Annotated in this window: 23 protein-coding genes; 3 read left to right on the top strand and 20 right to left on the bottom strand. The window is 50.7% G+C overall.

Annotation, left to right across the window (positions count from 1 at the left end):
• Positions 1-285: 285 nt before the first annotated feature.
• From AC1DF0_RS17280 to AC1DF0_RS17305, 6 genes are all read right to left on the bottom strand, one after another.
• Positions 286-1,542, bottom strand: coding sequence for an ABC transporter permease (locus tag AC1DF0_RS17280; protein WP_477574773.1), 1,257 nt, complete (start codon positions 1,540-1,542; stop codon positions 286-288).
• The gene (locus tag AC1DF0_RS17285) at positions 1,539-2,288 is read right to left on the bottom strand and encodes an ABC transporter ATP-binding protein (protein ID WP_442050524.1); all 750 of its coding nucleotides are present in this window, start codon (positions 2,286-2,288) and stop codon (positions 1,539-1,541) included. The genes AC1DF0_RS17280 and AC1DF0_RS17285 overlap by 4 nt, the downstream gene beginning before the upstream one ends.
• A 138-nt stretch (positions 2,289-2,426) precedes the next feature.
• Positions 2,427-3,677 (bottom strand): S-layer homology domain-containing protein, encoded by a 1,251-nt coding sequence (locus AC1DF0_RS17290; RefSeq protein WP_477574774.1) that lies wholly within the window; start codon positions 3,675-3,677, stop codon positions 2,427-2,429.
• Positions 3,678-3,786: 109 nt separating this feature from the next.
• Positions 3,787-5,214, bottom strand: a complete 1,428-nt coding sequence (locus AC1DF0_RS17295) for a DEAD/DEAH box helicase (protein ID WP_442050468.1) — start codon at positions 5,212-5,214, stop codon at positions 3,787-3,789.
• Positions 5,215-5,244: 30 nt separating this feature from the next.
• Entirely contained in the window at positions 5,245-6,018 is a 774-nt protein-coding gene (locus tag AC1DF0_RS17300; RefSeq protein ID WP_477574775.1) for an SDR family NAD(P)-dependent oxidoreductase, read from the bottom strand.
• A 136-nt stretch (positions 6,019-6,154) separates the two neighbouring features.
• Positions 6,155-6,616: a chemotaxis protein CheX gene (locus AC1DF0_RS17305; RefSeq protein WP_442050466.1), complete on the bottom strand. Its 462-nt coding sequence runs from the start codon at positions 6,614-6,616 to the stop codon at positions 6,155-6,157.
• A gap of 165 nt (positions 6,617-6,781) precedes the next feature.
• On the opposite strand from AC1DF0_RS17305, the gene AC1DF0_RS17310 reads away from it, so the two are divergent.
• A complete protein-coding gene (locus AC1DF0_RS17310; RefSeq protein ID WP_477574776.1) occupies positions 6,782-7,795 on the top strand; it encodes a zinc dependent phospholipase C family protein in 1,014 nt (337 codons plus the stop codon).
• Between the two features lie 57 nt (positions 7,796-7,852).
• Here the strand turns inward: AC1DF0_RS17310 and AC1DF0_RS17315 are convergent, their stop codons facing one another.
• Entirely contained in the window at positions 7,853-8,851 is a 999-nt protein-coding gene (locus AC1DF0_RS17315; RefSeq protein WP_477574777.1) for an HRDC domain-containing protein, read from the bottom strand.
• A 258-nt stretch (positions 8,852-9,109) separates the two neighbouring features.
• On the opposite strand from AC1DF0_RS17315, the gene AC1DF0_RS17320 reads away from it, so the two are divergent.
• Both AC1DF0_RS17320 and AC1DF0_RS17325 read left to right on the top strand, forming a co-directional pair.
• The gene (locus AC1DF0_RS17320; protein WP_337099637.1) at positions 9,110-9,406 is read left to right on the top strand and encodes a DUF3055 domain-containing protein; all 297 of its coding nucleotides are present in this window, start codon (positions 9,110-9,112) and stop codon (positions 9,404-9,406) included.
• Positions 9,407-9,456: 50 nt separating this feature from the next.
• Positions 9,457-9,735, top strand: coding sequence for a hypothetical protein (locus tag AC1DF0_RS17325; protein ID WP_477574778.1), 279 nt, complete (start codon positions 9,457-9,459; stop codon positions 9,733-9,735).
• A gap of 207 nt (positions 9,736-9,942) precedes the next feature.
• Here AC1DF0_RS17325 and AC1DF0_RS17330 read toward each other — a convergent pair whose 3' ends face one another.
• The 13 genes from AC1DF0_RS17330 to AC1DF0_RS17390 form a co-directional block, all read right to left on the bottom strand.
• On the bottom strand, positions 9,943-10,734 hold the full coding sequence (locus AC1DF0_RS17330) for an alpha/beta hydrolase family protein (protein WP_442053052.1): 792 nt from the start codon (positions 10,732-10,734) through the stop codon (positions 9,943-9,945).
• A 253-nt stretch (positions 10,735-10,987) separates the two neighbouring features.
• Entirely contained in the window at positions 10,988-11,860 is an 873-nt protein-coding gene (locus AC1DF0_RS17335; protein ID WP_477574779.1) for a 5'-3' exonuclease, read from the bottom strand.
• 46 nt (positions 11,861-11,906) lie between these two features.
• The gene (locus AC1DF0_RS17340; RefSeq protein WP_477574780.1) at positions 11,907-13,121 is read right to left on the bottom strand and encodes an aminotransferase class I/II-fold pyridoxal phosphate-dependent enzyme; all 1,215 of its coding nucleotides are present in this window, start codon (positions 13,119-13,121) and stop codon (positions 11,907-11,909) included.
• Between the two features lie 8 nt (positions 13,122-13,129).
• Positions 13,130-13,507, bottom strand: coding sequence for an arsenate reductase family protein (locus AC1DF0_RS17345; RefSeq protein ID WP_477574781.1), 378 nt, complete (start codon positions 13,505-13,507; stop codon positions 13,130-13,132).
• Between the two features lie 69 nt (positions 13,508-13,576).
• A complete protein-coding gene (locus AC1DF0_RS17350; protein ID WP_442053048.1) occupies positions 13,577-14,542 on the bottom strand; it encodes an RluA family pseudouridine synthase in 966 nt (321 codons plus the stop codon).
• Positions 14,539-15,135, bottom strand: coding sequence for a cob(I)yrinic acid a,c-diamide adenosyltransferase (locus AC1DF0_RS17355; protein WP_442053047.1), 597 nt, complete (start codon positions 15,133-15,135; stop codon positions 14,539-14,541). Before AC1DF0_RS17355 ends, AC1DF0_RS17350 begins: the two co-directional genes overlap by 4 nt.
• Before the next feature lie 391 nt (positions 15,136-15,526).
• Positions 15,527-16,747: an aminotransferase class I/II-fold pyridoxal phosphate-dependent enzyme gene (locus AC1DF0_RS17360; RefSeq protein ID WP_477574782.1), complete on the bottom strand. Its 1,221-nt coding sequence runs from the start codon at positions 16,745-16,747 to the stop codon at positions 15,527-15,529.
• Between the two features lie 20 nt (positions 16,748-16,767).
• The gene (locus AC1DF0_RS17365; RefSeq protein ID WP_337099645.1) at positions 16,768-17,259 is read right to left on the bottom strand and encodes an Lrp/AsnC family transcriptional regulator; all 492 of its coding nucleotides are present in this window, start codon (positions 17,257-17,259) and stop codon (positions 16,768-16,770) included.
• 131 nt (positions 17,260-17,390) lie between these two features.
• Positions 17,391-17,780 (bottom strand): spore coat protein, encoded by a 390-nt coding sequence (locus AC1DF0_RS17370; protein ID WP_442053045.1) that lies wholly within the window; start codon positions 17,778-17,780, stop codon positions 17,391-17,393.
• Positions 17,781-17,825: 45 nt separating this feature from the next.
• Positions 17,826-18,047 carry a hypothetical protein gene (locus AC1DF0_RS17375; RefSeq protein ID WP_442053044.1) on the bottom strand — a complete coding sequence of 74 codons (222 nt, stop codon included), beginning with the start codon at positions 18,045-18,047 and terminating at the stop codon, positions 17,826-17,828.
• Positions 18,048-18,112: 65 nt separating this feature from the next.
• A complete protein-coding gene (locus AC1DF0_RS17380; protein WP_442053043.1) occupies positions 18,113-19,273 on the bottom strand; it encodes a Ger(x)C family spore germination protein in 1,161 nt (386 codons plus the stop codon).
• Positions 19,270-20,751 (bottom strand): spore germination protein, encoded by a 1,482-nt coding sequence (locus AC1DF0_RS17385; protein WP_477574783.1) that lies wholly within the window; start codon positions 20,749-20,751, stop codon positions 19,270-19,272. Before AC1DF0_RS17385 ends, AC1DF0_RS17380 begins: the two co-directional genes overlap by 4 nt.
• On the bottom strand, positions 20,748-21,863 hold the full coding sequence (locus AC1DF0_RS17390) for a GerAB/ArcD/ProY family transporter (RefSeq protein WP_477574784.1): 1,116 nt from the start codon (positions 21,861-21,863) through the stop codon (positions 20,748-20,750). The genes AC1DF0_RS17385 and AC1DF0_RS17390 overlap by 4 nt, the downstream gene beginning before the upstream one ends.
• Between the last annotated feature and the right edge of the window lie 28 nt (positions 21,864-21,891).

Consider the following 21,891-nt stretch of genomic DNA (forward strand, 5'->3'; position numbering starts at 1 on the left):
TTCAAATAGATATTAGTAAGCATGTTTTCGGGTATATTAGTCATCGGTAGGGTCCTTTCTCTGGTGGCTTCAGCAACCCCGAGAATACCCTACTTTTTTGTTGCCTGACTAGGCTACAAATCTTGGTACACAAACAATTTTACGCCATCCTCAGCAGGGTTCCTCCGGCCATTTGACTGCAGGCAATCCAATCAAACGACTTATATACAGTCATTTAACACGTTAGCTTATATAAAATCCATTCAGCACCAAATCGAATGTTACGCACCGATTACGCTTTATCACTTAATCGTCATCTTCCTCTTTGCGCAGCTTCTTCTTAATACGGCTTGGCCTTATGGCGATATAAGCTAGCATAGCTGCTGCTGTAGCAGCTACAGGCGCGTAATAGCCTTGAATGAGCAATGGCAAGGCAAGAGGAAATGCCAGCAATACAGCGATGACGGTTAGAGCCATACGATCTACCTTCGTATATTGCCCAATGCGCTGGCTATCCGTCAGCGGGTACACATGCTTCCACACGGAATGACGATGAACCTGTCTAAGCCCTCCCAGTTGAACGGACAACACAAGCATGAACAAGGCATAAACAAGCGGCGCTCCCCATCCGGACAACGAAGCATCCTCGGCAATCCAATACGTTACGAGTCCTCCGAGCAGCAGCAGTCGGATCAGAATGCCTCCCATCTCGGTTCGAATCAGCGCGGCCAAATACAAATAAACAAATGTATGTCGTTTGGAATACGGAACTAGCCGAAGCGCCCAAGCGATGTATGAACGCCTAGCGATTGGTGACGGCAGCGTCGGAACGTCGATGAACATGCCAAAAAACGTATAATAACGCTTATGAGTTGTCCTCTCTTCCTCGATCATACGCTCCCAAGGAAAGCGGTGACTGCTAGGCAGCCGGTATGCGAAAGTGAAAAGCGCAACGACGAACAGCGTGAAGACGGCTGACTGCCAAGGAACGTATGTCAGCCACACATACAGAACGATTGCCGTGGCAATCCAGCGCGCTATGCGAAGCAAACGCCGCATGCCCGGCCAAGCGAGCTTACGTTCCTTCCAGCCTCCCCACAGATTAGCCGCGCGCAGTAACGCCGCCCCGCCTACAATGACCAGCCAGTGAGCCGGCGCAGCCCCTTGCCTATAGATCGGCACATACAATAGAAGCATGACGGCACTGAATAACACCGTCATGATCGTCGAACGGCGGTATGACGCCTTCAGGTAACTTCCCATCTCCCCTTCACGAGGCATAAGGAATACCGTATCTGCAGGCGCAAGCCATGTACGAAGCGGTGTCCAGCTAATTGCCAGCGTAAGCACAATCACTCCAACAGCCGTAATCGGAAAGTGCGGCGGCAAGTCCCTAATAAGCTTAAAATAACCTAATATGCCGGATATAACAAAGAGCGACAGGAAGGCGGGAAATCCACTCATCGACATATAGCGCCAATATGGCATCGTTTCCTTGCGGAAAGCTTGTGAGCGCTTCTTCCATAACGACTCTAGCGAGCTGGCTCTGCCTTCTGCGCTCATGAGTGGCCTCCGGTAACGAGCTTGTAGAACGCTTCTTCAAGCGTTCCGTTCCGCATATCAATGCCCGCTGTGCGCCTTACATCCTCCATAGTCCCTTGTGCAGCGATATGTCCTTGATGCATAACGATGAACCGGTCGCAATACGTCTCCACCGTGGACAAAATATGCGAGCTCATCAGAATAGCCGCTCCGTTCCGCTTCACTTCCACCAATCGTTCCAACAGTGAGCGAATCGCGAGCGGATCAAGACCCAGGAAAGGCTCGTCTATAATGTATAGCGGCGGCTGAGCCAGTAGAGCGTTCATAATCATGACCTTCTGGCGCATCCCTTTGGATAAATGGCTTGCGAACGCTTTGCGCTTAGGAAGCATTTGGAACTGATCGAGCAGCGCTTCTTGCCTCGCAGCAAAGTCCTTCTCCTTTACATCGTAGGCCATGCCCGTCATATGAAGATGCTCCTCAACCGTCAGCTCGGGAAACAATTCAGGCGCTTCAGGCACATATGCGAAGGCCGATCGATATACTTCCGGCTGCTCCGCCAGCGTCGTGCCCGCAACCTTCACTTCTCCCTGGTGCGGCTTCATAAGCCCAAGAATATGCTTGATCGTCGTGCTCTTGCCTGCTCCGTTAAGCCCGATCAGACCGACCATTTCACCTGCTTTTACTTCAAAATCAAGACCGTGCAGCACCGGCCTCCGCGGACTATATCCGCCAATCAGCTGCTTCACCTGCAATATCGTGTCCACTCTCTTCACCTTCACTATTACATATTGGCATCATGACTATCTTCTATATCAGCATACCGAATTATAGACGCAATATCAAAAAAAGCCGTCCCTTGCTCGCGTAAGCGGGCAAGGGACGGCTTTCATCCATAATTGGTTCTATTTAATTTCGATCGTTTCTACGATAGCGTTCTTGCCCGTAACTTTTACCGATTGTCCTTGTTTAAGCAGAGAAGCATTGCCTACAATCTTAACGTTAGGGGAAACCGCGTAGATCAGAACGTTAGTCTCGGAATCTTCCTCTTGCGTTACCGTAATTGCGGAAAGCTTGGCCGACGAATCGAACGTTAGCGATTGTACTTTGCCAGTCTCCGAGAAGCTAACCACTTCCGGCTCTTCTTCCGTTACTTCGATGAACACTACTTTGCTTTGGTACGTGCGAACGAGTACTTCGTCGCCTGCGCGAAGCGCGCTTACGGCAGCTTTCTTGTCATCGCGGAAAATAAAGACGTTAGGATCAAGCGTAAGTACAACTTCGGTTTTATCAGCCTTCACGACTGTAATTTTGCCGCCGCTTGCAGCAGCCTTCAATGTGCCTGTAATCGCCGTAGCGTCTTGATCCGGCATTTCCTCGTCCGTGCGGTCAAGGAGCACCGCAATCTCGGCGCGGGTAATCGGTTGGTTCGGACGGAATGTCTTGTTGCCATTACGGTCTTCATAGCCTGTAATAATTTTTTTCTCAAGAGCCAACGCTACGTAACCGACAGAAGCGGCTGGAATTTGATTCGCGTCCTTGAAATCAAGCTTCGTATTGTTAAGAGCTTTCGCTTCGTCTTCCAGTTTAAGCGCTTTAATAAGCAGGATCGTCGACCATAATCTTGTCGCTTGCTGCTCCGGTTTCACCTCTGTCTCGTTTTCAAAGAACAGATCGTTTTCTAGAGCGACCGAAACGTATCCTACCGCCCATGGATATTTTTTCTTGATTTTATCCGCGTCTTTGAATTGAAGCTCCGTGCTCATCTCTTCCGCCGATTCGGCTTGATCTCTTAATCCCATCAAGCGAACCGCAGCGCTGATCGCCTCGATGCGAGTAATTTTGTTCGATGGCTTGAATGTACCATCATCGTAACCTGTGAAAATACCTTTGGACGCCAGACGCATAATATATTCGGTTGCCCATTTCAAGTCGTCTTCGTCTTTGAATTTCCAAACTACTTTATATTTATCGTCGTCCTTATCGTCATTCTTATCATTATGCCGGCTGTCTTCGTTCTGACTGTTTCGGTCATCATCACGACCTCCGCCGTTTCCTCTGCCATTGTCGGCAAAAGCTGCTGTCGCACCGCCTGTAAGCATCATTAGTGCCAGTGAGGTAATTGCTGTCTTCTTCCACATACTTTGTTTAGTCAAGAAAGCCACTCTCCCTATGATCGATTACGGATTTTTCCGCTTTTTACCTTCGCCCATAACGTTCGGGGGAGGGTGTCCGATTTAGGAGGGTGGCTTGCAAATAAAAAAATTATTTGTCGTTTTTGCCGGCTTCGCGCTTCTCTTTTAACCATTTCGGAGCGCCTTTGTTTTTCCCATCACGCTTGCGTTCTTCCTTCGCTTTCGCCTTCACAATCGGCTTAGGGGCCGCTTTGGCTGCAGGCTTCACTGCGCTGGACACCTGCCCGCTGCCGATAGCCGGCGGCTTCGGGGATTGCGGCTTGCGCGGCTTCTCGACTGCTTCTGCTGTGCGAACAGGCTTATCTTCAGACACCGCTTTCCGGTTAGCCGAGGCGAACGGCTTCGTCGCTTCGCGAAGCTGCTCATTCGTGAGCAGCTTGCCTCTGAACATGACACGCTCTTCTAATGTGATGCCTAGCTGCTTGCGGAATTTCTCCATTATGAACAGCTCCTGCGGCGTCACTATCGTTACGACGGTACCGGGGCGGCCCATACGTCCCGTCCTGCCTGCACGGTGAACGTAATGATCGGCGTCAATCGCCGGATCGAGCTGAATGACGAGCGGCAGACCCTCGATGTCGAGACCGCGCGCCGCGACATCAGTAGCAAGCAGAATTTGGCAGCGTCCTTCACGGAAACGCGCCAGCGTTGCCGCGCGTCGCTGCTTATCGGCGTCGCCGTAGATTGCTTCAACCGTGAAGCCCTCATAAGCAAGCTTCGCTTCCCAATTCGAAATATTGTCCGTATCGTTCAAGAACAACAGCGCAGAGGACGGATTCAACAAACGAACGAGGCGGCGTGCCGTATCCGTCTTGTCCCTTTTGTCGCTAAGCATGTAGTAGTTCTCAATCGTCTCCGACACCCTATGCTCCGGCGTAATCTGAATGCGGGCTGGATCCTTCATCCAACGGCCTTCGAATCTAGCCATTACGTCGGGATAAGTCGCAGAGAAGAACGTAATCTGACGCTCCTTGCCTGTCGCATGCAGAATCGCCTCGACCTCCGAGGTCGATCCGAGATGGAACACTTGGTCTGCTTCGTCAACAACGACATACCGAACGTCATGCAGCTTCAGCTTGCGCAGCTTCAGCAGCTCATGAATACGTCCCGGCGTACCGATAACAAGCTGCGGATGCAGCTTCAGCTTCTCGACCTGCCGCTTCAGTGCCGCGCCTCCAATCAATTGCTGCACACGAAGGCCTAGCGGCTCCGCGTACGACTCGGCTACTCTTACGATTTGCATGGCGAGCTCCTGCGTCGGCGATAGAATGATCGCTTGAATCGCATTCGAGCCTGCGTTCAGCCCTTGCAGCAGCGGAAGCAAATAAGCAAGCGTCTTGCCCGTTCCCGTCTGCGATCTTGCCGAGACGTCGCGTCCTGCAAGCAGGAGCGGAATAGTCTCCGCTTGAATGCCCGTCGGCTCCGTAATGCCATTCTCCTCCAGCTTAAGACTCAGCGTCTCGTTAATGCCTAGTTCAATCCAATTTTGCTTGCTCATACGCTTCGTTATTCCTCTCTCGTGCTAACCTTATTTTCGATTGAAAAGTCCGCCTACAAGCCTGTCCGCAAGCCGCGGAAACAGACCGTAGAACCATATGCCGACCGATGCTGCCCTAGGAAGGTCCAGCTCCTCCTTGCCGCGCTCCATGACGCGAACGATCATTTTTGCTACATAAGCCGGCTTCATCATGAACCAACCGACATTTTTCACATAGCTGCCCGTCGGATCGGCCACTGCGAAGAACTCCGTATCGATCGGCCCTGGATTGACCGATGATACTTTAATGCCCTGCGGCTTAAGCTCCATCCGAAGCGAATTGGTGAATCCAAGCACTGCATGCTTCGTAGCCGAATAACCGGTCGACTTCGACGAACCGATCTTGCCCGCCATCGAGGCGACATTCACGATATGACCGCTGCCCTGCTTAAGCATGTGCGGAAGCACCGCTTTCGTACATCTCACGATGCCCATATAGTTTGTATCCATCATTTCCGCGAAGCTTTCCACCGATGCGTCGGTAAATAATTCGAACTTCCCGAAGCCCGCATTGTTAAGCAAAATGTCGATCCTGCCATATTTGCGTATGGCTTCATCTACTGCTTGCTGCACAGACGCCTCGTCGGTCACATCCATGCGAAGGATCGAATGCGTCCCATGGATCGTCTTCGATAATTGTTCCAACTTGGCATAATTACGTCCCGTCAGCACCGGTATCGCGCCGCGCTCTGCAAGCAGAGCCGCGGTCAATGCGCCGATGCCGCTCGACGCTCCCGTTATGAATACGATCTTTCCGCGTATCATCCAATATCACCCATTCTTAAACGCTAACGGCCTGACTGCATTAGCGGCATTAACTAACTGATCTATTCTTCTATTCCAAGTTTACTTGATCGGTATCCAAGACGCAAAAAAAGCTCCCGAAGGAGCCATTTCTGTGCTAAGATGCGATTAAAACTTGAATGTCCAGTTCTCCGATCCCTTCCATAATGAGAGGAATCGTCAGCGCTTGTTTTGCGGAAAATCCGGCCGAATTGGCCGATTGAATAACTTTCGGCGGTGTAATGTCCACTCTCACACCTTGGTTAAACAGCATCGTACTGGCATTTCCGCTAATCATGTTGCCAAGCTCAGAAATAGCACTCCGAACGATCTCATCAATCTCGGAGATTACGAATCCGCCCATCATGGCGGAGACGATCTTAAGCGCGACCTGTTCACTAAGTCCGAATACAATGTCACCGTTCATTTGTCCGTTGAGACCAATCTGAATCCAAATGTGATTCTCAACAAACTTAATATCCTTGAGGCCAAGCTGACCAGTAGCAGGACGAATCTGGATAACCTGCTCGATCACGATTTTTGCAGATTCAAGAAACGGGTTTATATATTCTGCCTTCATAGAAAGGTTACGCTCCTTCTCGACAAAATTCGCGGTTTGTCTTATTTAATTACCATTATACTTAAAAAACTAGGACAAGTATACTATAAACAAAGCAGTTGCGTCTTTAGTCCTATAAATTACAAATAAATGTCGGGTTACATAAATTTTCTTAGGAGGCTCCTTATGCCGAACGTATGGGCACATCTTATTTTTGGACAGCTCGTGCTTGAAAAAATGAAGGAATCCAAGCTAATTGCTGCGGATGACGATAAGGCTATTTTTAATATGGGCTGCCAAGGCCCAGACTTTCTATTCTACCATCGGTTCCTGCCCTGGCAGAAAAGCATCGCGATGAATCGTATGGCAACCGCCATGCATAATGAGCATTGCGGACCTGTATTAATCGAGCTGCTAGATTCGGTGAACGGACGCAAAGCCTGTCCTGGCAAAGCAGATCGAGCAGTTTTGTACGCGCTTGGCTTCGTTCTGCATCATGTGCTGGACCGCAATATGCATCCTTTCGTATTCAGCAAATCGGGATTTCGCAAGTGGGATCATCAGCGCTACGAGATTATGATGGATACTGTCATTGCGCGGAAGCTATGGGGAATTGAGACGTGGAACACGCCGGTTTGGCGCTATATCGATACGAATAGCCGTTTCCCCGAGCAGATTGTCGACGCGTTCGAAACGATTGCGGGAAGATTCTATCCGGAACTTGCTATGTCCATTAGCCGAAAAGATTGGCATGATGCGAATCGCGATTTCACGAACGCACAGCGATTATTCCATGACCCGAGCGGCGTTCGCAGAGCGCTTACCTTCGGAGCAATCGAACCGTTCGTATTCCGCAAAGGACCTACGCCCTATGACGTTATGAATGAACAGGATCTGCCATGGATCGATCCGACTGATAAAGAGGTCTACCATCGCGATAACGGTTGGACATTATGGGATCGCGCAATTGACGACGCTATGGACGTTATGAGCGCCGTCCTCATATGGCTCAGAGCCCATGAAGCGCCTCAGCCAACGAAGGAAGAACGGATAGAAGTTCGTCAGCTTCGTGAGATAGCTATTGAGAAAATCGGAAATTCCTCTTATGAAACGGGGCTTCCATGTGATATAGGCGTACGAATTCGCTATGCCGAGACGGTGTGGCCGGATCAGCCTGGTATCACCGAAGCCGCTATCTAGCACCAGAGCCGAGATCACGCAACATCGCTTTGCGCCCTCTCGGCTCCTTATTTATTACTACACAGCTTTGTCCGCACTATTCCTGCGGAAGCGAACCCGGATGAGCCGCAGCTTCTCGTACAACGTATCCACAGGCTTGCCTAATTCCGAAGCATCACTTGACCCGTATACCTGCTGAAGCACCGGCTTTAAATAACGATCGCCTACGCTTGAGAGCGCATGCCAGACAAGCTGCTGCTCCTCCTCCGGCATCTCTGAAAGCTCGCGTGTAATGAGCGGCTCAAGGTCATAGCCCTCCTGCTCCAGCTGCTCGATCCGGTCCATCAACTCACGTCTTGTCATCTCCAGCTTCTCCTCGAGCTGCTCCAGTGTTCCGCCTTGCTGATTAGCTAGCAATATTTGCTTCTTCGCGATATGTCGATCCATCTGCGTCTTGTACTTCGTCTCCTTCTGCTTGAACAGCCAGCCCGTATAAGCTGAAGTATCCAGCTTCTCGGCTACCCATTGCAGCGGGAATGCCGTCTCGCGCGCGAAGCGGCTCGTCACTTCCACTATCTCTTCTCCGTAAGCGGCAAGCTTAGCATTCCCCCAGCCCGGAATTTGCGCAAGCTCCTCAGCGGTATGAGGGACGAAGGCGCTAATCATCCATAACATTCGATTCGTCGATACGAGATAGGCCGACTTTTTCTCTGAAGCAGCCTTTGTTCTCCTCCATTCGCGCAACGACTGGAACAACTCTTGATTGGCATGCAGCTCGCCGTAGCATTGCAGCATCGTAACGAAACTTCCGGCCGTTGTGCGGCGCTCTTCCAGCATGCCGTCAATAATCGGCGTGTAGCCTTCACCCAGCTTCCTCGCGATGCCAAGGCGGAAAGCGATCATCATCTCTTCCCATGACGTTCCTTCGAACCAGGTGTCCGGATTTCCTTCGGCTTGCTCGCCTTCCATCCATAATACAGCCCAGACGCCTTGCCGCTCGCAGATTGAAAGTTGCGAGCTGATGACGCGTTGATCGGCGTCCGTTTTCTCGAGCGTGTTCAAAAATACGATTTGCATACCTGCTACACTCCCTATTCGAATATAATGATAGATAACGAATCGCAGATCGGCGGAGAAACCCCCGAACAAAACAAAAAGCACCTCCCCTGCCTAAGCAGAAGAGGTGCTCCCTCACGATCAATTGATTCGATTGCTTACAGACTACCATATGGAATGGTTTATGACAAGCGTTTTGTTAGTGTATACTTATCCGTAATGCCGCTGCAATTTCTATGAAGGTTTTGCAGCTTACTAATGCGAGTGGAGGCTATACCCATGTTACTGCCTGATTATGATTTTATGTCCGATACGACCGAGGATACCTCGACTAGATTCGTCACATTCATTACGCCGAGCTTGAAACGGTTCGATCTTGCGATAACGGCAACTCACCGCTTCTACGGCAAGAAGCTGATTACCGAGCTGCAATCCGGCAAGACCGCGATCATTGGCCCGGATGATCTTGAAGAAGAAGGTTATTTGGAATTTACGTTCAAGCTGACCGAGGAAGAAGCTTCCGAGCTTGCGCAATTTTTGTATTTTGTAGTCGGAACGGTGAATTTTACCGATTGATCAGGGAACACTGAAATGGTAGCAAATAACCATTTCGGAGGCGACTCTCTATGACTCGTTACAAGGACGAAGATCGTCAAGAGTACACGGACGTATCAACTGTGGAATCGCAGCGCAACGACCTGATTCCGGAGGAATTTCCGGAAGGGCCGTACGGAACGGAGCTGCTGGTGGAATCMCCTGGCAAGAGCAAGCCGTGGCGAATCGACCAAAGCGCCTCCAAGCGCTTCGACTACGAGAATCGGTCGCTGCATGAAGATCTTGACCGAGACTATCCCGGCGACGAAGGATATACTTCATCCGTGCCTGAAGTGCTCGACGAACCCTAAACAACAAAGCCCTTGCTTTCTCCTTACCGCCCATTCGGGCGGCAGCGGAAGCAAGGGCTTTTTTTTACCACATAGGAAAGGTTAAATTCGCTAAAGCGTTAAAGCGAGTCGGTCTTTCCTATTGGCGAATAAACCAACCTTTAAACGCGGTCGCTCATCTTCGAAAGACCTCGATAGAGGTTTATCTCATCAGCAAGCTGGCGCGAATTAATATACTTTCTTCAGGAAGGCAAGCGTCGCTTGCAATGCATCTGATAGATAACTTGTCGCGCCGCTATAAGGATGCAGGACGCCGAATGTATGGTCAGCACCTTCTATGGATACGAAGGTCTGATCCGGCGCCGCTTCGCGCAGCTTCTGGTTAACCGCCAGCAGCCGCTCGCTGTCGCTGCTGCCCTGAACGACTAATACCGGTTGCTCAAGCAATCTGAATTTTTCAATGACATCGAACCGTTCTTGATTCGCCAGCGCATCCTCGGCTACAAGGCGCTGCACGAGCGTAATATTAGGATCGTCTAAGGAAGCAACTGGCGAAGCTCCGCCATTCCACACGACTACTGCTTGTATGCTGTCCGGCTGCTCTCCCGCAAGCAGAAGGCTGCTTCCACCCGCCCGGCTATGCCCGATAACGGCGATTCGACGCGAATCGTATTGCTCTCTTAACGGAAGCAGCCCTTGACGGACGTACTGCACGATCGTGTCCAAATCGCCCAGCTCCTGCGTAATGGTGCTCGCTTGCGCGACGCTTTGGTCATCCAGCCCTGATTCCTTAGCTGCGATTCTTGCAAAATCAAAGCTAACCGCATAGAATCCTCTCTCAGCCAAGCTATCCGTCACCTCAGGCCAGAACGCCCAATCTTGGAAGCCTCGAAAGCCGTGCGCGATAATGACGACAGGCTTCGCCGTTCCCTCTTCTGTTGCTTTCACTCTGCCTTTTAGTACAAGCTTCTCCGATACCGGAATTTCAAATGCATGCGAAATAATCGTTCTCTCCGACATGTTCAACACTCCTTTTCATCATTGGATTGAAAAAAAAAGGAGGCAATCCTTCTCAAGAAGGACACCTCCGTTTTAACGGTCGTTGGCTTAAAGCTATTATTCATATATAACTCATTGAATTACTTGGATATAAAACAATAATAGCAATCGTCTCCATTTAAGTCAACCATCAATTTATATAAAAAGCCCCATCTGCAGAACGCTATTTTCAATCCTTCTTCTGATGGGGCGTCTTTCACTTTGTTTCAACCAATTAGCTTATCAAAGCGATCAAGCTTTTAAATTCCAGCTCATCGAATTTACGAAGCACGATCTCGCGCTCGTAAGCCCAGCTGCAAGCTTCAAGTTCAGCCGAGACTGGCGCGTCGCAGCGAATCGTTGCAAGATCGCGGGACAGATGCAGCATGTCCAGATCCGCTTCGATCTTCGCCCGAATCGTCTTCGTTACCGCCTCGAGATTAGCAAGAAGACCATCGATAGAGCCATGCTCCTGGATAAGCTTATGCGCTGTTTTCTCTCCGATGCCTTTGACGCCCGGATAGTTGTCGCTCGTATCGCCCATTAACCCTTTAATGTCAATGATTTGGGCTGGCGTAAGCTTCCGCTCCTCCATGAGGCTCGCAGGCGTATACACCATGTAGTTCCCAATACCCTTCTTCATAATTGCAATCGATACCGTTTCGTCGACAAGCTGCAGCATATCATGGTCGCCTGTTACGACTACAACCTCTGCCTGATCCTTAAACGCACGGGCTAACGTACCGATGCAATCGTCGGCTTCGAAACCTTCGATACCGATGTTCGGCACGTTGAAGCTGGCAACGACTTCTTTCACCAGATCGAACTGCGGAACCAAATCCTCTGGCGCGCTTGGGCGATTAGACTTATAGCCGTCGTATTGCTCCGTACGGAACGTCGTACTTCCCATATCCCAACAGCAAATCACATGCGTGGGCTCGAACGTTTTTACCGCGTCCATGAAATAACGGACAAAACCATGAACAGCATTAACCGGCACACCTGAACTCGTCCGGCGAATACTGCTGCTGCTTCCGAACGATGTTGCGAAATAAGCTCTGAACAAAATAGCCATTCCATCCACGAGCAACAATTTTTGATTAGCCATTGCTATAATCACTCTCCTTCTAAAATAATGATGCGTTATCTACTATTTATTCCCCGCGAATGAACCTTCCAATCCGCTTAGCGGCTTCTATTAATCTATCATCTTCTTCGACTAGCGCGATACGCACGTATCCTTCCCCTTCAGTGCCGAAAGCTTCTCCCGGAACAACAACGACACCGGTTCGCTTCAGCATTTCCTKGGAAATCGTCCGTGACGTCCATGGAACGTCTAGTGACCATTGCATATCCGGCAGTTGCGCCCATACGAACATCGTCGCCTTCGGCTTTGACACTTGCCAGCCTTCTTCATTCAAGGTATTGATGAACAAATTTCTTCTGTGTTCATACAGCTTGCCTGCCTTAGGTACTTCAGTAGTATCGTCCATCGCTTCCCTTAGCGCAGCGATGCCCGCCTCTTGAATCGGATCGAATACGCCGTAATCGATATTCGCTTTCAACTCGCGCAGCGCGCCAACCGCTTCGTGATTGCCGGCCAAATAACCGATCCGGCAGCCCGCCATATTAAAGCTCTTCGACAAGGAATGGAATTCGACCGCTTGTTCAAGCGCTCCTGGCACTTGCAGGATGCTTGGCGGCTCACAGCCGTCAAAGCCCATCTCCGAGTAGGCCAAATCATGTACGACCAATACGTCATGCTTGCGCGCCTTCTCGATTAACCGCTCGAAGAAACCAAGGTCCGCGACAGCCGAGATCGGATTATTCGGATAGTTAAGCAAAATAAATGTTGCATTGTCCCACTGCTCATCGGCAATCCCATCAAGGTCTGGCATATACTCATTCTCTTCTCGCAGCGGCATGAGCACCGCTTCAACACCGGCAAGCGCAAGTGAAGCCGTATAGATCGGATACCCGGGATTTGGCAGCAGCGCTGTATCACCAGGATCGCATAAGGCCATCGCCAAATGCGCTAAACCATCCTGCGAACCAAGCAACGTTACAATTTCATGTGCCGGATCAAGCTCGACACCGAATCGGTGCTTCATCCACTCCGCCGCATACGACTTGAAGGGCAATCCGCTTCGCGTAGCGGGATAGGCATACATATCGGAGCGCAGCACAGCTTCGCTCAGCACTTGCCTGACAGCAGGCGTCGGCGGCTTGTCGGGGCTGCCAATGCCTAGATCGATGATGTCCTGCCCACTCGCGGCGGCAGCCATCTTCCACGCTGCCACCTCTGCGAAGATCGACGATCCAAGCTGAGACAGCCGCTCCGACCTCCACTTCCGTTTGTCGTTGCTCATCGTCTAGATCACCCGTTCCTCTTCCATACTTGCTCGTACTGCTCTTCCTTATAGCCAACCGTTACGGTTGTTCCATCCGTTACGATCGGTCGCTTTATAAGCATGCCGTGCTGCGCAAGCAGCTCGTATTTCTCGTCATCGGACATGGCAGCCAGCTTGTCCTTCAAACCAAGTTCCTTGTATACTTCACCGGATGTATTAAAAAACTTCTTCAATTCCAGTCCGCTAAGACGGACAAGCTCTTTCAATTGTTGAGCGCTCGGCGTTTCCTCGACGATATGCTGCGACTTCACTTCATTGCCCTTCGCTTGCRGCGACTTAAATGCCGCCTTGCACGTGCTGCATTTCGGATATTGAATAATGGTTAGTTCATTCTGCTTCGTCATCGCTGACTCCTCCTAATCGCTTACGCCATTCTCATGCAGCGCAGCTTCTCTATATCAATCAAACTGCAACTAGCAACCAATCCCCTTCAACGTCTGTTCTAGTCGTACAAGCTCCGGCGGCAGCTCTGCATGCCACTCCATCCGTTGTCCCGTCAGCGGATGGGTTAAGCCCAGCGTTTCCGCATGAAGCGCCTGACGGCCTGCCGCTTCTTCCCAAGCGGCAACGGCGTCATCCTTAGGCCCATACATCTTGTCTCCGATAAGCGGACAGCCGATGTGCTTCATATGGACGCGAATCTGATGCGTTCTGCCCGTCTCCAGCTTCAGCTTCACTGCAGCGGCGGCATCCCGAAAGCTCTCCACCGTCTCATAGTGCGTTACGGATGCATAACCGTCCGGCGTCACGATACGCAGATGCGGTTCAAGCAGATCGCGGTCGATAGGCGCGTCAACCGTACCCGTAAGCGGCTGTGGACAATTGTAGACATAAGCGCGATACAGCTTCGTCACTGTACCTGCTTGCAACTGCTCCGATAACTGCTGATGGACATACGAAGTCTTCGCAATGGCTACAAGACCAGAGGTGTCCTCATCCAACCGATGAACAGGTCTGAACCTGACGCGTTCGCCCTTCTCCAGCCAATGGTAGACCACGCCGTTTGCCAGTGTTCCCGTATAGTGCCCATGCGTCGGATGAACGACCACGCCAGCAGGTTTGTTGACGATCATCAAGTCCTCGTCCTCGAACACAATCTGGAGCTGCATTGGCTCTGGTAATATATCATCCGATTGCTCGCGCAGCATACGGACGCGAATAACGTCGCCTTCAGACACGGTCGCCGTCGTATAGACGCGCTGCTCATTCACGGTAAGCCCATGCTCGGTCAGCTTCACCTGTGAGAGCAGCTTGCGGGATACGCCAAGCTTGCGCTCCAGCACGGTGCGTACCTGCTTGCCGTCATCACCCTGCTCGACCTGTACGATGAGCGGCTTATAATAGAGCTCCCGGAGCTCCTCGGATTGCATTTGCATCATTGCTTACCCGAATCCTTGCTCTTGCTCGTACGGAACACTTCTGCACTCCGTTCATATTCCATATCGGGAAGACCAAGTCTCGCATTCGCAACCCGCGCAGCAGCGAAGAAGAAGTCCGACAACCGGTTCAAATAAGTCTGTACATCCTCGCTGACTGGATGCGAAGCTGCCAGCGCAAGCGTCACCACGCGCCGTTCTGCTCTGCGGCATACCGTCCTGCACACATGCAGGCTAGCTGAAAGCGTGCTTCCCCCAGGCAAAATAAACTTAAGCAGCTCAGGCGCTTCCTCCGTATATTCATCGATCCATTCCTCCAGCCGCAAAGCTGGACCCGCATCCAGCTTTAGCGGCGCGCCTTCCCTCGCATAGGCAAGATCGGCCCCGCAATCGAACAGCTCATGCTGAATAACCATCAATCGCTGGGCCAGTTCTGCCAGCACCTCATGCTTCGCCGCCTCCGCAGCGGCAACGCCTACGAAGCTGTTCAGCTCGTCAATCGTACCGTACGCTTCAACCCGCGCATCGTCCTTTCGGACTCGTCCCCCGATTAAGGATGTCTGGCCTTTATCGCCAGTTCTGGTGTACAGCTTCATATTATCGCACCCTCTCAAGCCTCTCAATCTTCTGTTCCCACTATACCATAAATGAGCACCACCGAGGCGCTCAGGCAGTATGTTCCTGCTGTTCTAATGCAACTGATTTCGGTATTCATTACGGACACCAGCAACACTAACACACCAAATAACACTCATTCCGCCAGATTACGGACCCAGAATACCTTTTTGGCTCATTTTCTTAACAAATGATTAATATTTGTGACAGTTGGCGACCACTGAGTCCGCAAGGAAGCGATGCAATGGTTAAAAAGAACATTAAGGGTCGCTACTGTCCGTTAAAACTCTGCTTATTTGAACAAACGAAAGCAGCAGGCCGGATGTTACTCCTTCCTACTGCTTCTGCTTCTCAAACAATCAGCTTCTAATATTAACGTTGTTGGTTCAATTTATAGACGAACTGCCCGATCCGATCAAGCGCCTCGGTCAAGTTCGTTACCGAGGTTGCATAGGAGCAGCGAAGATGTCCTTCGCCGCCAAGACCGAATACATCGCCTGGCACGGCTGCAACGCCCGCTTCCTCCAGCAGGCGCTGAGCGAATTCTTCGCTCGTTAAGCCTGTCGATACAATCGACGGGAACGCATAGAACGCGCCCTGAGGCTCATGGCAGTCGAGGCCGATATCCCGGAAGCCTTTGACGACAAGTCTGCGGCGCTGGTTATACGCCTCGACCATCCGATCCTTCTCCTCCAGCCCGTGCTGCAACGCTTCTAGCGCAGCGTACTGTGCCATAATCGGTGCGCACATAACCGTGTATTGATGAATCTTCAACATTGCGGACAAAATATCGGAGTGTCCGCAAGCGTAGCCCATCCGCCAACCAGTCATCGCGAACGCTTTGGAGAAGCCGCTAACGAGAATCGTCCGATCCTTCATGCCCGGCATCGCGGCGAAGCTTACGTGCTTCTCTCCGTAAGTCAGCTCGGCATAGATTTCATCGGAAATAACGATCAAATCCTTCTCCTCGACGAGCTTCGCAATCGGCAGCCAATCCTCGTACGTCATGATGCCGCCTGTCGGGTTGCTTGGATAACAGAGAATAAGTACTTTGGAACGCGGCGTCAGTGCCGCACGAAGCGTCTCCGCCTTCAGCTTGAATTGATCCTCCGCGAACGTCTCGACGCCTACGGCTACACCGCCGCTAAGCGTCGTAATCGGAGAGTATGATATATAGCACGGCTCCGGAATTAGAATTTCGTCGCCTGGCGCGATCAAAGCGCGCAAAGCAAGGTCGATCGCCTCGCTGCCGCCTACGGTAACGAGTATTTCATTGGCAGGATTGTATTCGACCGCGAATTGATCGTTCAAATATTGACCGATGGCTTCGCGAAGCTCCGGCATCCCGGCATTGGACGTATATTGCGTCTTGCCGATCTCCAGTGCGTATACGGCTGCCTCGCGGACATGCCAAGGCGTTACAAAATCGGGTTCGCCAACCCCGAGCGTAATGACATCCTTGCGCGAGCTGACTAAATCAAAAAACCGACGGATACCCGACGGTTTAATGTCTCTCACATGAGGAGACAAATAATCAGCCATCGTATGACGCTGCACGGGGGTGGATGTTAACTTTTCTTCTCCTTTTATCATTACCATCACCCTTTGTTATGTTACGGCGAAACCATCAACCGATGGTCACCTTCGTGCTCCTCGAAGATAATGCCGTCCTGTTTATATTTTTTCAAAATGAAAAATGTTTTGGTCGATAGCACCGCATCAATCGGCGATAATTTATTGGATACAAAAGAGGCGACCTCTTTCAAATTTTTGCCCTCTACCTCGACGCACAGATCATAAGCACCGCTCATGAGGTATACGGATTTCACTTCCGGATACAGGTATATCCGCTCCGCTATGCCTTCGAATCCACGACCGCGTTCTGGCGTAATCTGAACCTCGATGAGCGCCGTCACTTTCTCGTCATCCACTTTGCTCCAGTTCACGACTGTCGCATACTTCACGATCACATGCTCTTTCTCAAGAAACGCGATGGCTTCCTTCACGTCCTCTACCGGCGCGGCCAGCATGGTGGCGATCAGTTCCGCATCTCTGCGCGCATCTTCCTTTAGCAACTCAAGCACTTTCAACTGTAGTTCGTTCATTCGTTAACTCCTTCCAGCACGCGAGCGATTATAAAGAACATTTTACAACGAAATTATTGTTCCTGCAAAAGAAAAAACGAAAGACCCCGAAGGGTCTTTGCAAAACACGACAGAACAAAGCCGTCTTATGGTTAATGCGATTGCTGGAATTGGCTTTGCTGTTGGCTCTGATGCATGGATGGCGTGTACATCGATTGTGTCGTTTGACCGCTCATCTTCTGCTGCAGGAACTGCTGCGTCTTCTGCTTCGTCTGTTGATATTCCTTCATTTGCTTATCCAGCTCTTGGCGCAGCGCCGGAGAAGCCGTGTTATACATATTCGCCTGCTGCATCGCTTGGAACACCTGACCCTGCATTGTAAGCGTGCTGTTCAGCAGCTTCGTGAACAGATCCCGAATGTCTGGGCAGGACGCTTCTGTTGCAGCCGTCGCATATTCGCGTACGACCCGCTTCAAATCGGACAATACCGTATATGCCATATCTTCGTCTGACAGAAACGGTTGATTTTGCTGCTGATACATAAATGAGCCCTCCTAAGAAAAATGGTTATCGTCTCGATCAAATAATTATTGAGGCTGGGTCGGCGCCAATTGCTGATGATGCGAAATCGCATGCAACAGCGATTCGTAGTGCTGCTGATGTGTTTGCACCAATTGGGAGCATAAGTTGCGCAGCGCTGGAGTCGTTGCCATCGTAGCGACTTGGGCATTTTGCTTAATAAGCAAATCTTCGTTGGACATCGAATCGGCGATGTATTCAAGTTCTTTGGCCGTCATTGGTTGTAGCATTTTCCCACTCCTTCAAGTTGGCATAAGCTTAGTTCCTAACGTATTATGGGCAACAGCCGCCTTCTTTATGTACCCTCGCCAAGGTCAAATTTACCGGAATGATTCAATTCAAATTTCACATCGATCTTGAGCTGACTTTGCCGCGGAGTCCAGTCTCCTGCAGCCATCGTCTGCTTCCATTCGGCATTATGATAACGGTACATATGGTGCTCAAGCTGATAAAGATCCATCCCTTTTTCCAATCCGGCTACGTAGGTTTGCTCTAGGTCTTCCTTGATCGAGGTCTCGATGGAGCTTTCAATTTCCGCTTTGCTTATTGGCTGATCCTGCTCGACGACGCCGCCATGCAATCGAACCGACAGCTTAAAATCAGGCACGCTGCCGCCTTTCGCAGCCGTCAGTTTAAAATCCGTGCCTCGAATAGCAATAGTTGCCTTGCCCATTGCACCTTTCGCTTCCACCATAAACACATTGAATTTCGGATCAAGCCAGCGAAGACCTGCTGCTTCCTTCTCGGGAAGAAAACCGATATACTTGCTTCTTTTCAAAACGAAAACGCCTTTAATTTCTTGCACCTGCAGCGCTTGCTTCCCCTTCAGCCAATCCGAGCCGTTAATGCCGATTACCGGGAATGCCGTCGTCATGCCAGGCTCCTTCAACATCTGTACGGCGAGCTGCATCGCGAACGGTCTGATGAAGCTGCGCTGATCCTCTTGAACGCTGGGCAAATAAAGAATGGTATTCAAGGGAGATTGTTCGAACAACGCTTCCGTAGTAAACAATTCAACGATGTCCGATTTCGTACCGAAAACGAGCGATGTATATCTAGATGCACGCTGCCTGTTTAATCCGTCCATAATATTTTCAAGCTCGCTCATCGCGTTCTCGTGGACGACGATCGACTTTAAGTGCTCCAGATTGATTTCGGACTGCGCTCCTTTTTTCAAATTGTTAATCGCCAGCAGCACCGAACTGCCCTTCCCCATGCCAAGCCATACTTGATTCTTCACGTCCGAGCTGCCCTCTACCTTAGCAACACCGGCAAACTTAATCATTTGAGCGTACAGATGAAACTCGTTGTCAATAAACTCAACCCCCAGCGCTGACACATAACTCTCGTCCTGGAGATTCACCTCATCCCAACAGCCTTGCAGCAGCATAGCAGATAACAGCAAGCAAACGGTCATAGCGTGCCTCGCGGCTCTGCTTACGAAAGCGTTCTTCATCGCCTGCCCCTCCGCTCGCTGCTCCTTACTTTCCACGGCAGCTGGAAGAGCGCCGTAAACCACTGCTTGAAGTTCGGCGGAGCAATTGGTGTCATGTACGGCATGCCAAAAGACTCAAGGGAGCAAATGTAGATGATAACCGCCAGGGTGCCTACCATGAATCCAAACATGCCTAGTGCCGATGCAAGGATCAACACCAAATAACGAATAATGCTCACTGTGCCCGCCAATGATTGATTGACTAGTGTGAACGTCGATACCGCAGTAACTGCAGCTACGACAAGCATCGTTGGCGACGTCAGACCGGCTCTTATCGCGGCATCGCCGACTATTAATCCACCCACGACGGATACCGTCTGGCCGACCGGCCTCGGCAACCGAACGCCTGCCTCGCGAAACAGCTCGAACATCGTCAGCATAAGGAACATTTCCATCGTTGAGGAAAGAGGAAGCCCCATACGCGAGATCGTAATCGTCGCTAGAAGCTGAAACGGGATTTGATCCGTGTTGAATGAGCAGAGGGCAATCCAGAATGCCGGCAAGCAAATGGACAACACAAGACCGATCAGACGCAGCAGCCGCTCCAGCGTTACGAAATAAAAGGGAAGATGCATGTCCTCTGGCGACTTGATGAGCAGCAGGAAATTGCCCGGTGCGATAAGCGCCGCAGGCGCTCCGTCTACGAGGATCGCTACTCGCCCATTCATCATTGATTGGACCACATAATCAGGCCGCCCGACATAATCGACTAGCGGAAAAAACGAGAATGGACGATCGGAGACCAGCTCCTCCAGATGACCTGCTCCGTTCAACGATGGAATATGGATATTTTCAATCCGCTCAATCGTCTCTTTGACGAGCTTCGGCTTCGCTTTGTCATCTAGATGGAGGATGGCTACCTCAGTTTGCGAATGGGTCCCAATCCGTAAATATTGCACATGCATTTGCGGGGTTCGGAGGCGCTTGCGCACTAATGCCACATTCGTCGATAGCTGCTCGACGAAGCCGTCGCGCGGTCCTTTGAGAGACAGCTCCATCGTGGACTCCTCGGGCGACCTGCCGGGCTGGCTTCCGATGTTGTATTCGTAAAATTCTCGCAAACCTTCGAACAGCAATATCACGCAGCCCGAGAACAGGTAAGCGAACAGATCATCCGCTCCTTCGTCCGTATCCACCTTGCTGAACAAGGCGCTTTTTTTATCGATCGGATGTTCGTGCACTTCCGCCTGCGAGAATATGTATTTCGCCCAGTCATCAAGCTGCGGAAGAAGTCCGAGCTGCATCTGCTGATGATCGATCATGCCGTCGCAATAGAACAACGTAACATGGCGTGAATCGCTTCCGTTAATCATAACGGTATGTTCTATGATATCGTTGCATTTCTTAATGCTTTCTCGAAACTGCTCGTGGGTAATGGACGGCTCGCCTACATGTTCATGGTCTCCGGTTCCTCTTACTTCCTTCTTGTTCGGATTCAACCTAACCGCTCCTCCTTCGCAGCCGACTCACCTTTATCGCGTTCCTTCATCAAGAACGACATGAACCATAGCAGCAGTACGACAACGGCAATAACGACACCAGCAAACAAGAAATAATTTTGCACCAAGACATTGAAATTTATCATATCTTTTAACGCAAAATGCGACGCCGCCAATAAAACAGTGCCGATGACGACAGGTGCAATCCACTTTCGCTTTAAACGTTTGAATGGGCCAAATTCCGTTAGAATATATAGCGTTAACGATAATCGAATCAGTGCGCCAGACAACCATTGGAAGATGGCGAAGAAATCGACATGCTCGAAGTATCTGCCGATGGATACGAGTCTCCATTGAGAGAAAGCGGGAAAACGCATTTTAGCTGCTTCCTCTGGACCAAATTCGGCAATAGCCGCCGTCAACGGCCCAAACGTAAGCAGCGCAAGGAGAAGCGCCAGAATGACGAGATGCCAGCGCTTCAGCTCACCCTTTATATGGTGCTGAATGAACAATAGTGCGAATAACTCGCATGTTGCTGTCAACGAATAGAACGCTCCCTTCAGCACAGGGGACAGCCCGTTCTCCAGTAACGGAAGCATGTAATGGTAGTCCTTATGCGGTATATTGGCGGACATGACAAAATCGCCAAATAGAACAACGAGAGGCAGTAGTATACAGCTTACATAAGCGATCGTGCGCAGATTCGATAATGCTGCATAAATGCCTAAGCCTAAGAACACGGCGCACACAACCATCGGCGGCGTCTTCGGCAAATACGTTGTTGCCGTCCACGAAGACGTAATGACAAGCGTGTCGTAACTGGTTATCAAGAGAAGAACTAAGAACACGCTCACGATGACATGCGAAATAAAAGCAGGTACCCGCTGCTTCAACCATTCGTCAATCGGCTCTTTGTTCATTTTTTTGAGCAAGCCATATAACGGGAACATCATCCATGGCAACGATACGATAAGGGCGATCAGGACGCACATCCACGCATCGCGCATGGCTGCGTTTAGCAGGAACGGAACGATAAGTACATGGTTTGCGAGTCCAACCGATAAACAAAATATGAATATAGCCGGCACTATGCCGAATGTTTTGGCTGTCATTTGTCATTCACTTCCTTACAAGCAAATG

The organism is Paenibacillus sp. 05T425 (genome assembly GCF_056396205.1).

Excerpts from the sequence above, each read along its gene's own strand:
- AC1DF0_RS17280 (WP_477574773.1), bottom strand. The coding sequence starts at position 1,542 with ATGAGCGCAGAAGGCAGAGCCAGCTCGCTAGAGTCGTTATGGAAGAAG.
- AC1DF0_RS17295 (WP_442050468.1), bottom strand. The coding sequence starts at position 5,214 with ATGAGCAAGCAAAATTGGATTGAACTAGGCATTAACGAGACGCTGAGT.
- AC1DF0_RS17300 (WP_477574775.1), bottom strand. The coding sequence starts at position 6,018 with ATGATACGCGGAAAGATCGTATTCATAACGGGAGCGTCGAGCGGCATC.
- AC1DF0_RS17305 (WP_442050466.1), bottom strand. The coding sequence starts at position 6,616 with ATGAAGGCAGAATATATAAACCCGTTTCTTGAATCTGCAAAAATCGTG.
- AC1DF0_RS17310 (WP_477574776.1), top strand. The coding sequence starts at position 6,782 with ATGCCGAACGTATGGGCACATCTTATTTTTGGACAGCTCGTGCTTGAA.
- AC1DF0_RS17315 (WP_477574777.1), bottom strand. The coding sequence starts at position 8,851 with ATGCAAATCGTATTTTTGAACACGCTCGAGAAAACGGACGCCGATCAA.
- AC1DF0_RS17320 (WP_337099637.1), top strand. The coding sequence starts at position 9,110 with ATGTTACTGCCTGATTATGATTTTATGTCCGATACGACCGAGGATACC.
- AC1DF0_RS17330 (WP_442053052.1), bottom strand. The coding sequence starts at position 10,734 with ATGTCGGAGAGAACGATTATTTCGCATGCATTTGAAATTCCGGTATCG.
- AC1DF0_RS17335 (WP_477574779.1), bottom strand. The coding sequence starts at position 11,860 with ATGGCTAATCAAAAATTGTTGCTCGTGGATGGAATGGCTATTTTGTTC.
- AC1DF0_RS17350 (WP_442053048.1), bottom strand. The coding sequence starts at position 14,542 with ATGATGCAAATGCAATCCGAGGAGCTCCGGGAGCTCTATTATAAGCCG.
- AC1DF0_RS17355 (WP_442053047.1), bottom strand. The coding sequence starts at position 15,135 with ATGAAGCTGTACACCAGAACTGGCGATAAAGGCCAGACATCCTTAATC.
- AC1DF0_RS17360 (WP_477574782.1), bottom strand. The coding sequence starts at position 16,747 with ATGATAAAAGGAGAAGAAAAGTTAACATCCACCCCCGTGCAGCGTCAT.
- AC1DF0_RS17365 (WP_337099645.1), bottom strand. The coding sequence starts at position 17,259 with ATGAACGAACTACAGTTGAAAGTGCTTGAGTTGCTAAAGGAAGATGCG.
- AC1DF0_RS17370 (WP_442053045.1), bottom strand. The coding sequence starts at position 17,780 with ATGTATCAGCAGCAAAATCAACCGTTTCTGTCAGACGAAGATATGGCA.
- AC1DF0_RS17375 (WP_442053044.1), bottom strand. The coding sequence starts at position 18,047 with ATGCTACAACCAATGACGGCCAAAGAACTTGAATACATCGCCGATTCG.
- AC1DF0_RS17380 (WP_442053043.1), bottom strand. The coding sequence starts at position 19,273 with ATGAAGAACGCTTTCGTAAGCAGAGCCGCGAGGCACGCTATGACCGTT.
- AC1DF0_RS17390 (WP_477574784.1), bottom strand. The coding sequence starts at position 21,863 with ATGACAGCCAAAACATTCGGCATAGTGCCGGCTATATTCATATTTTGT.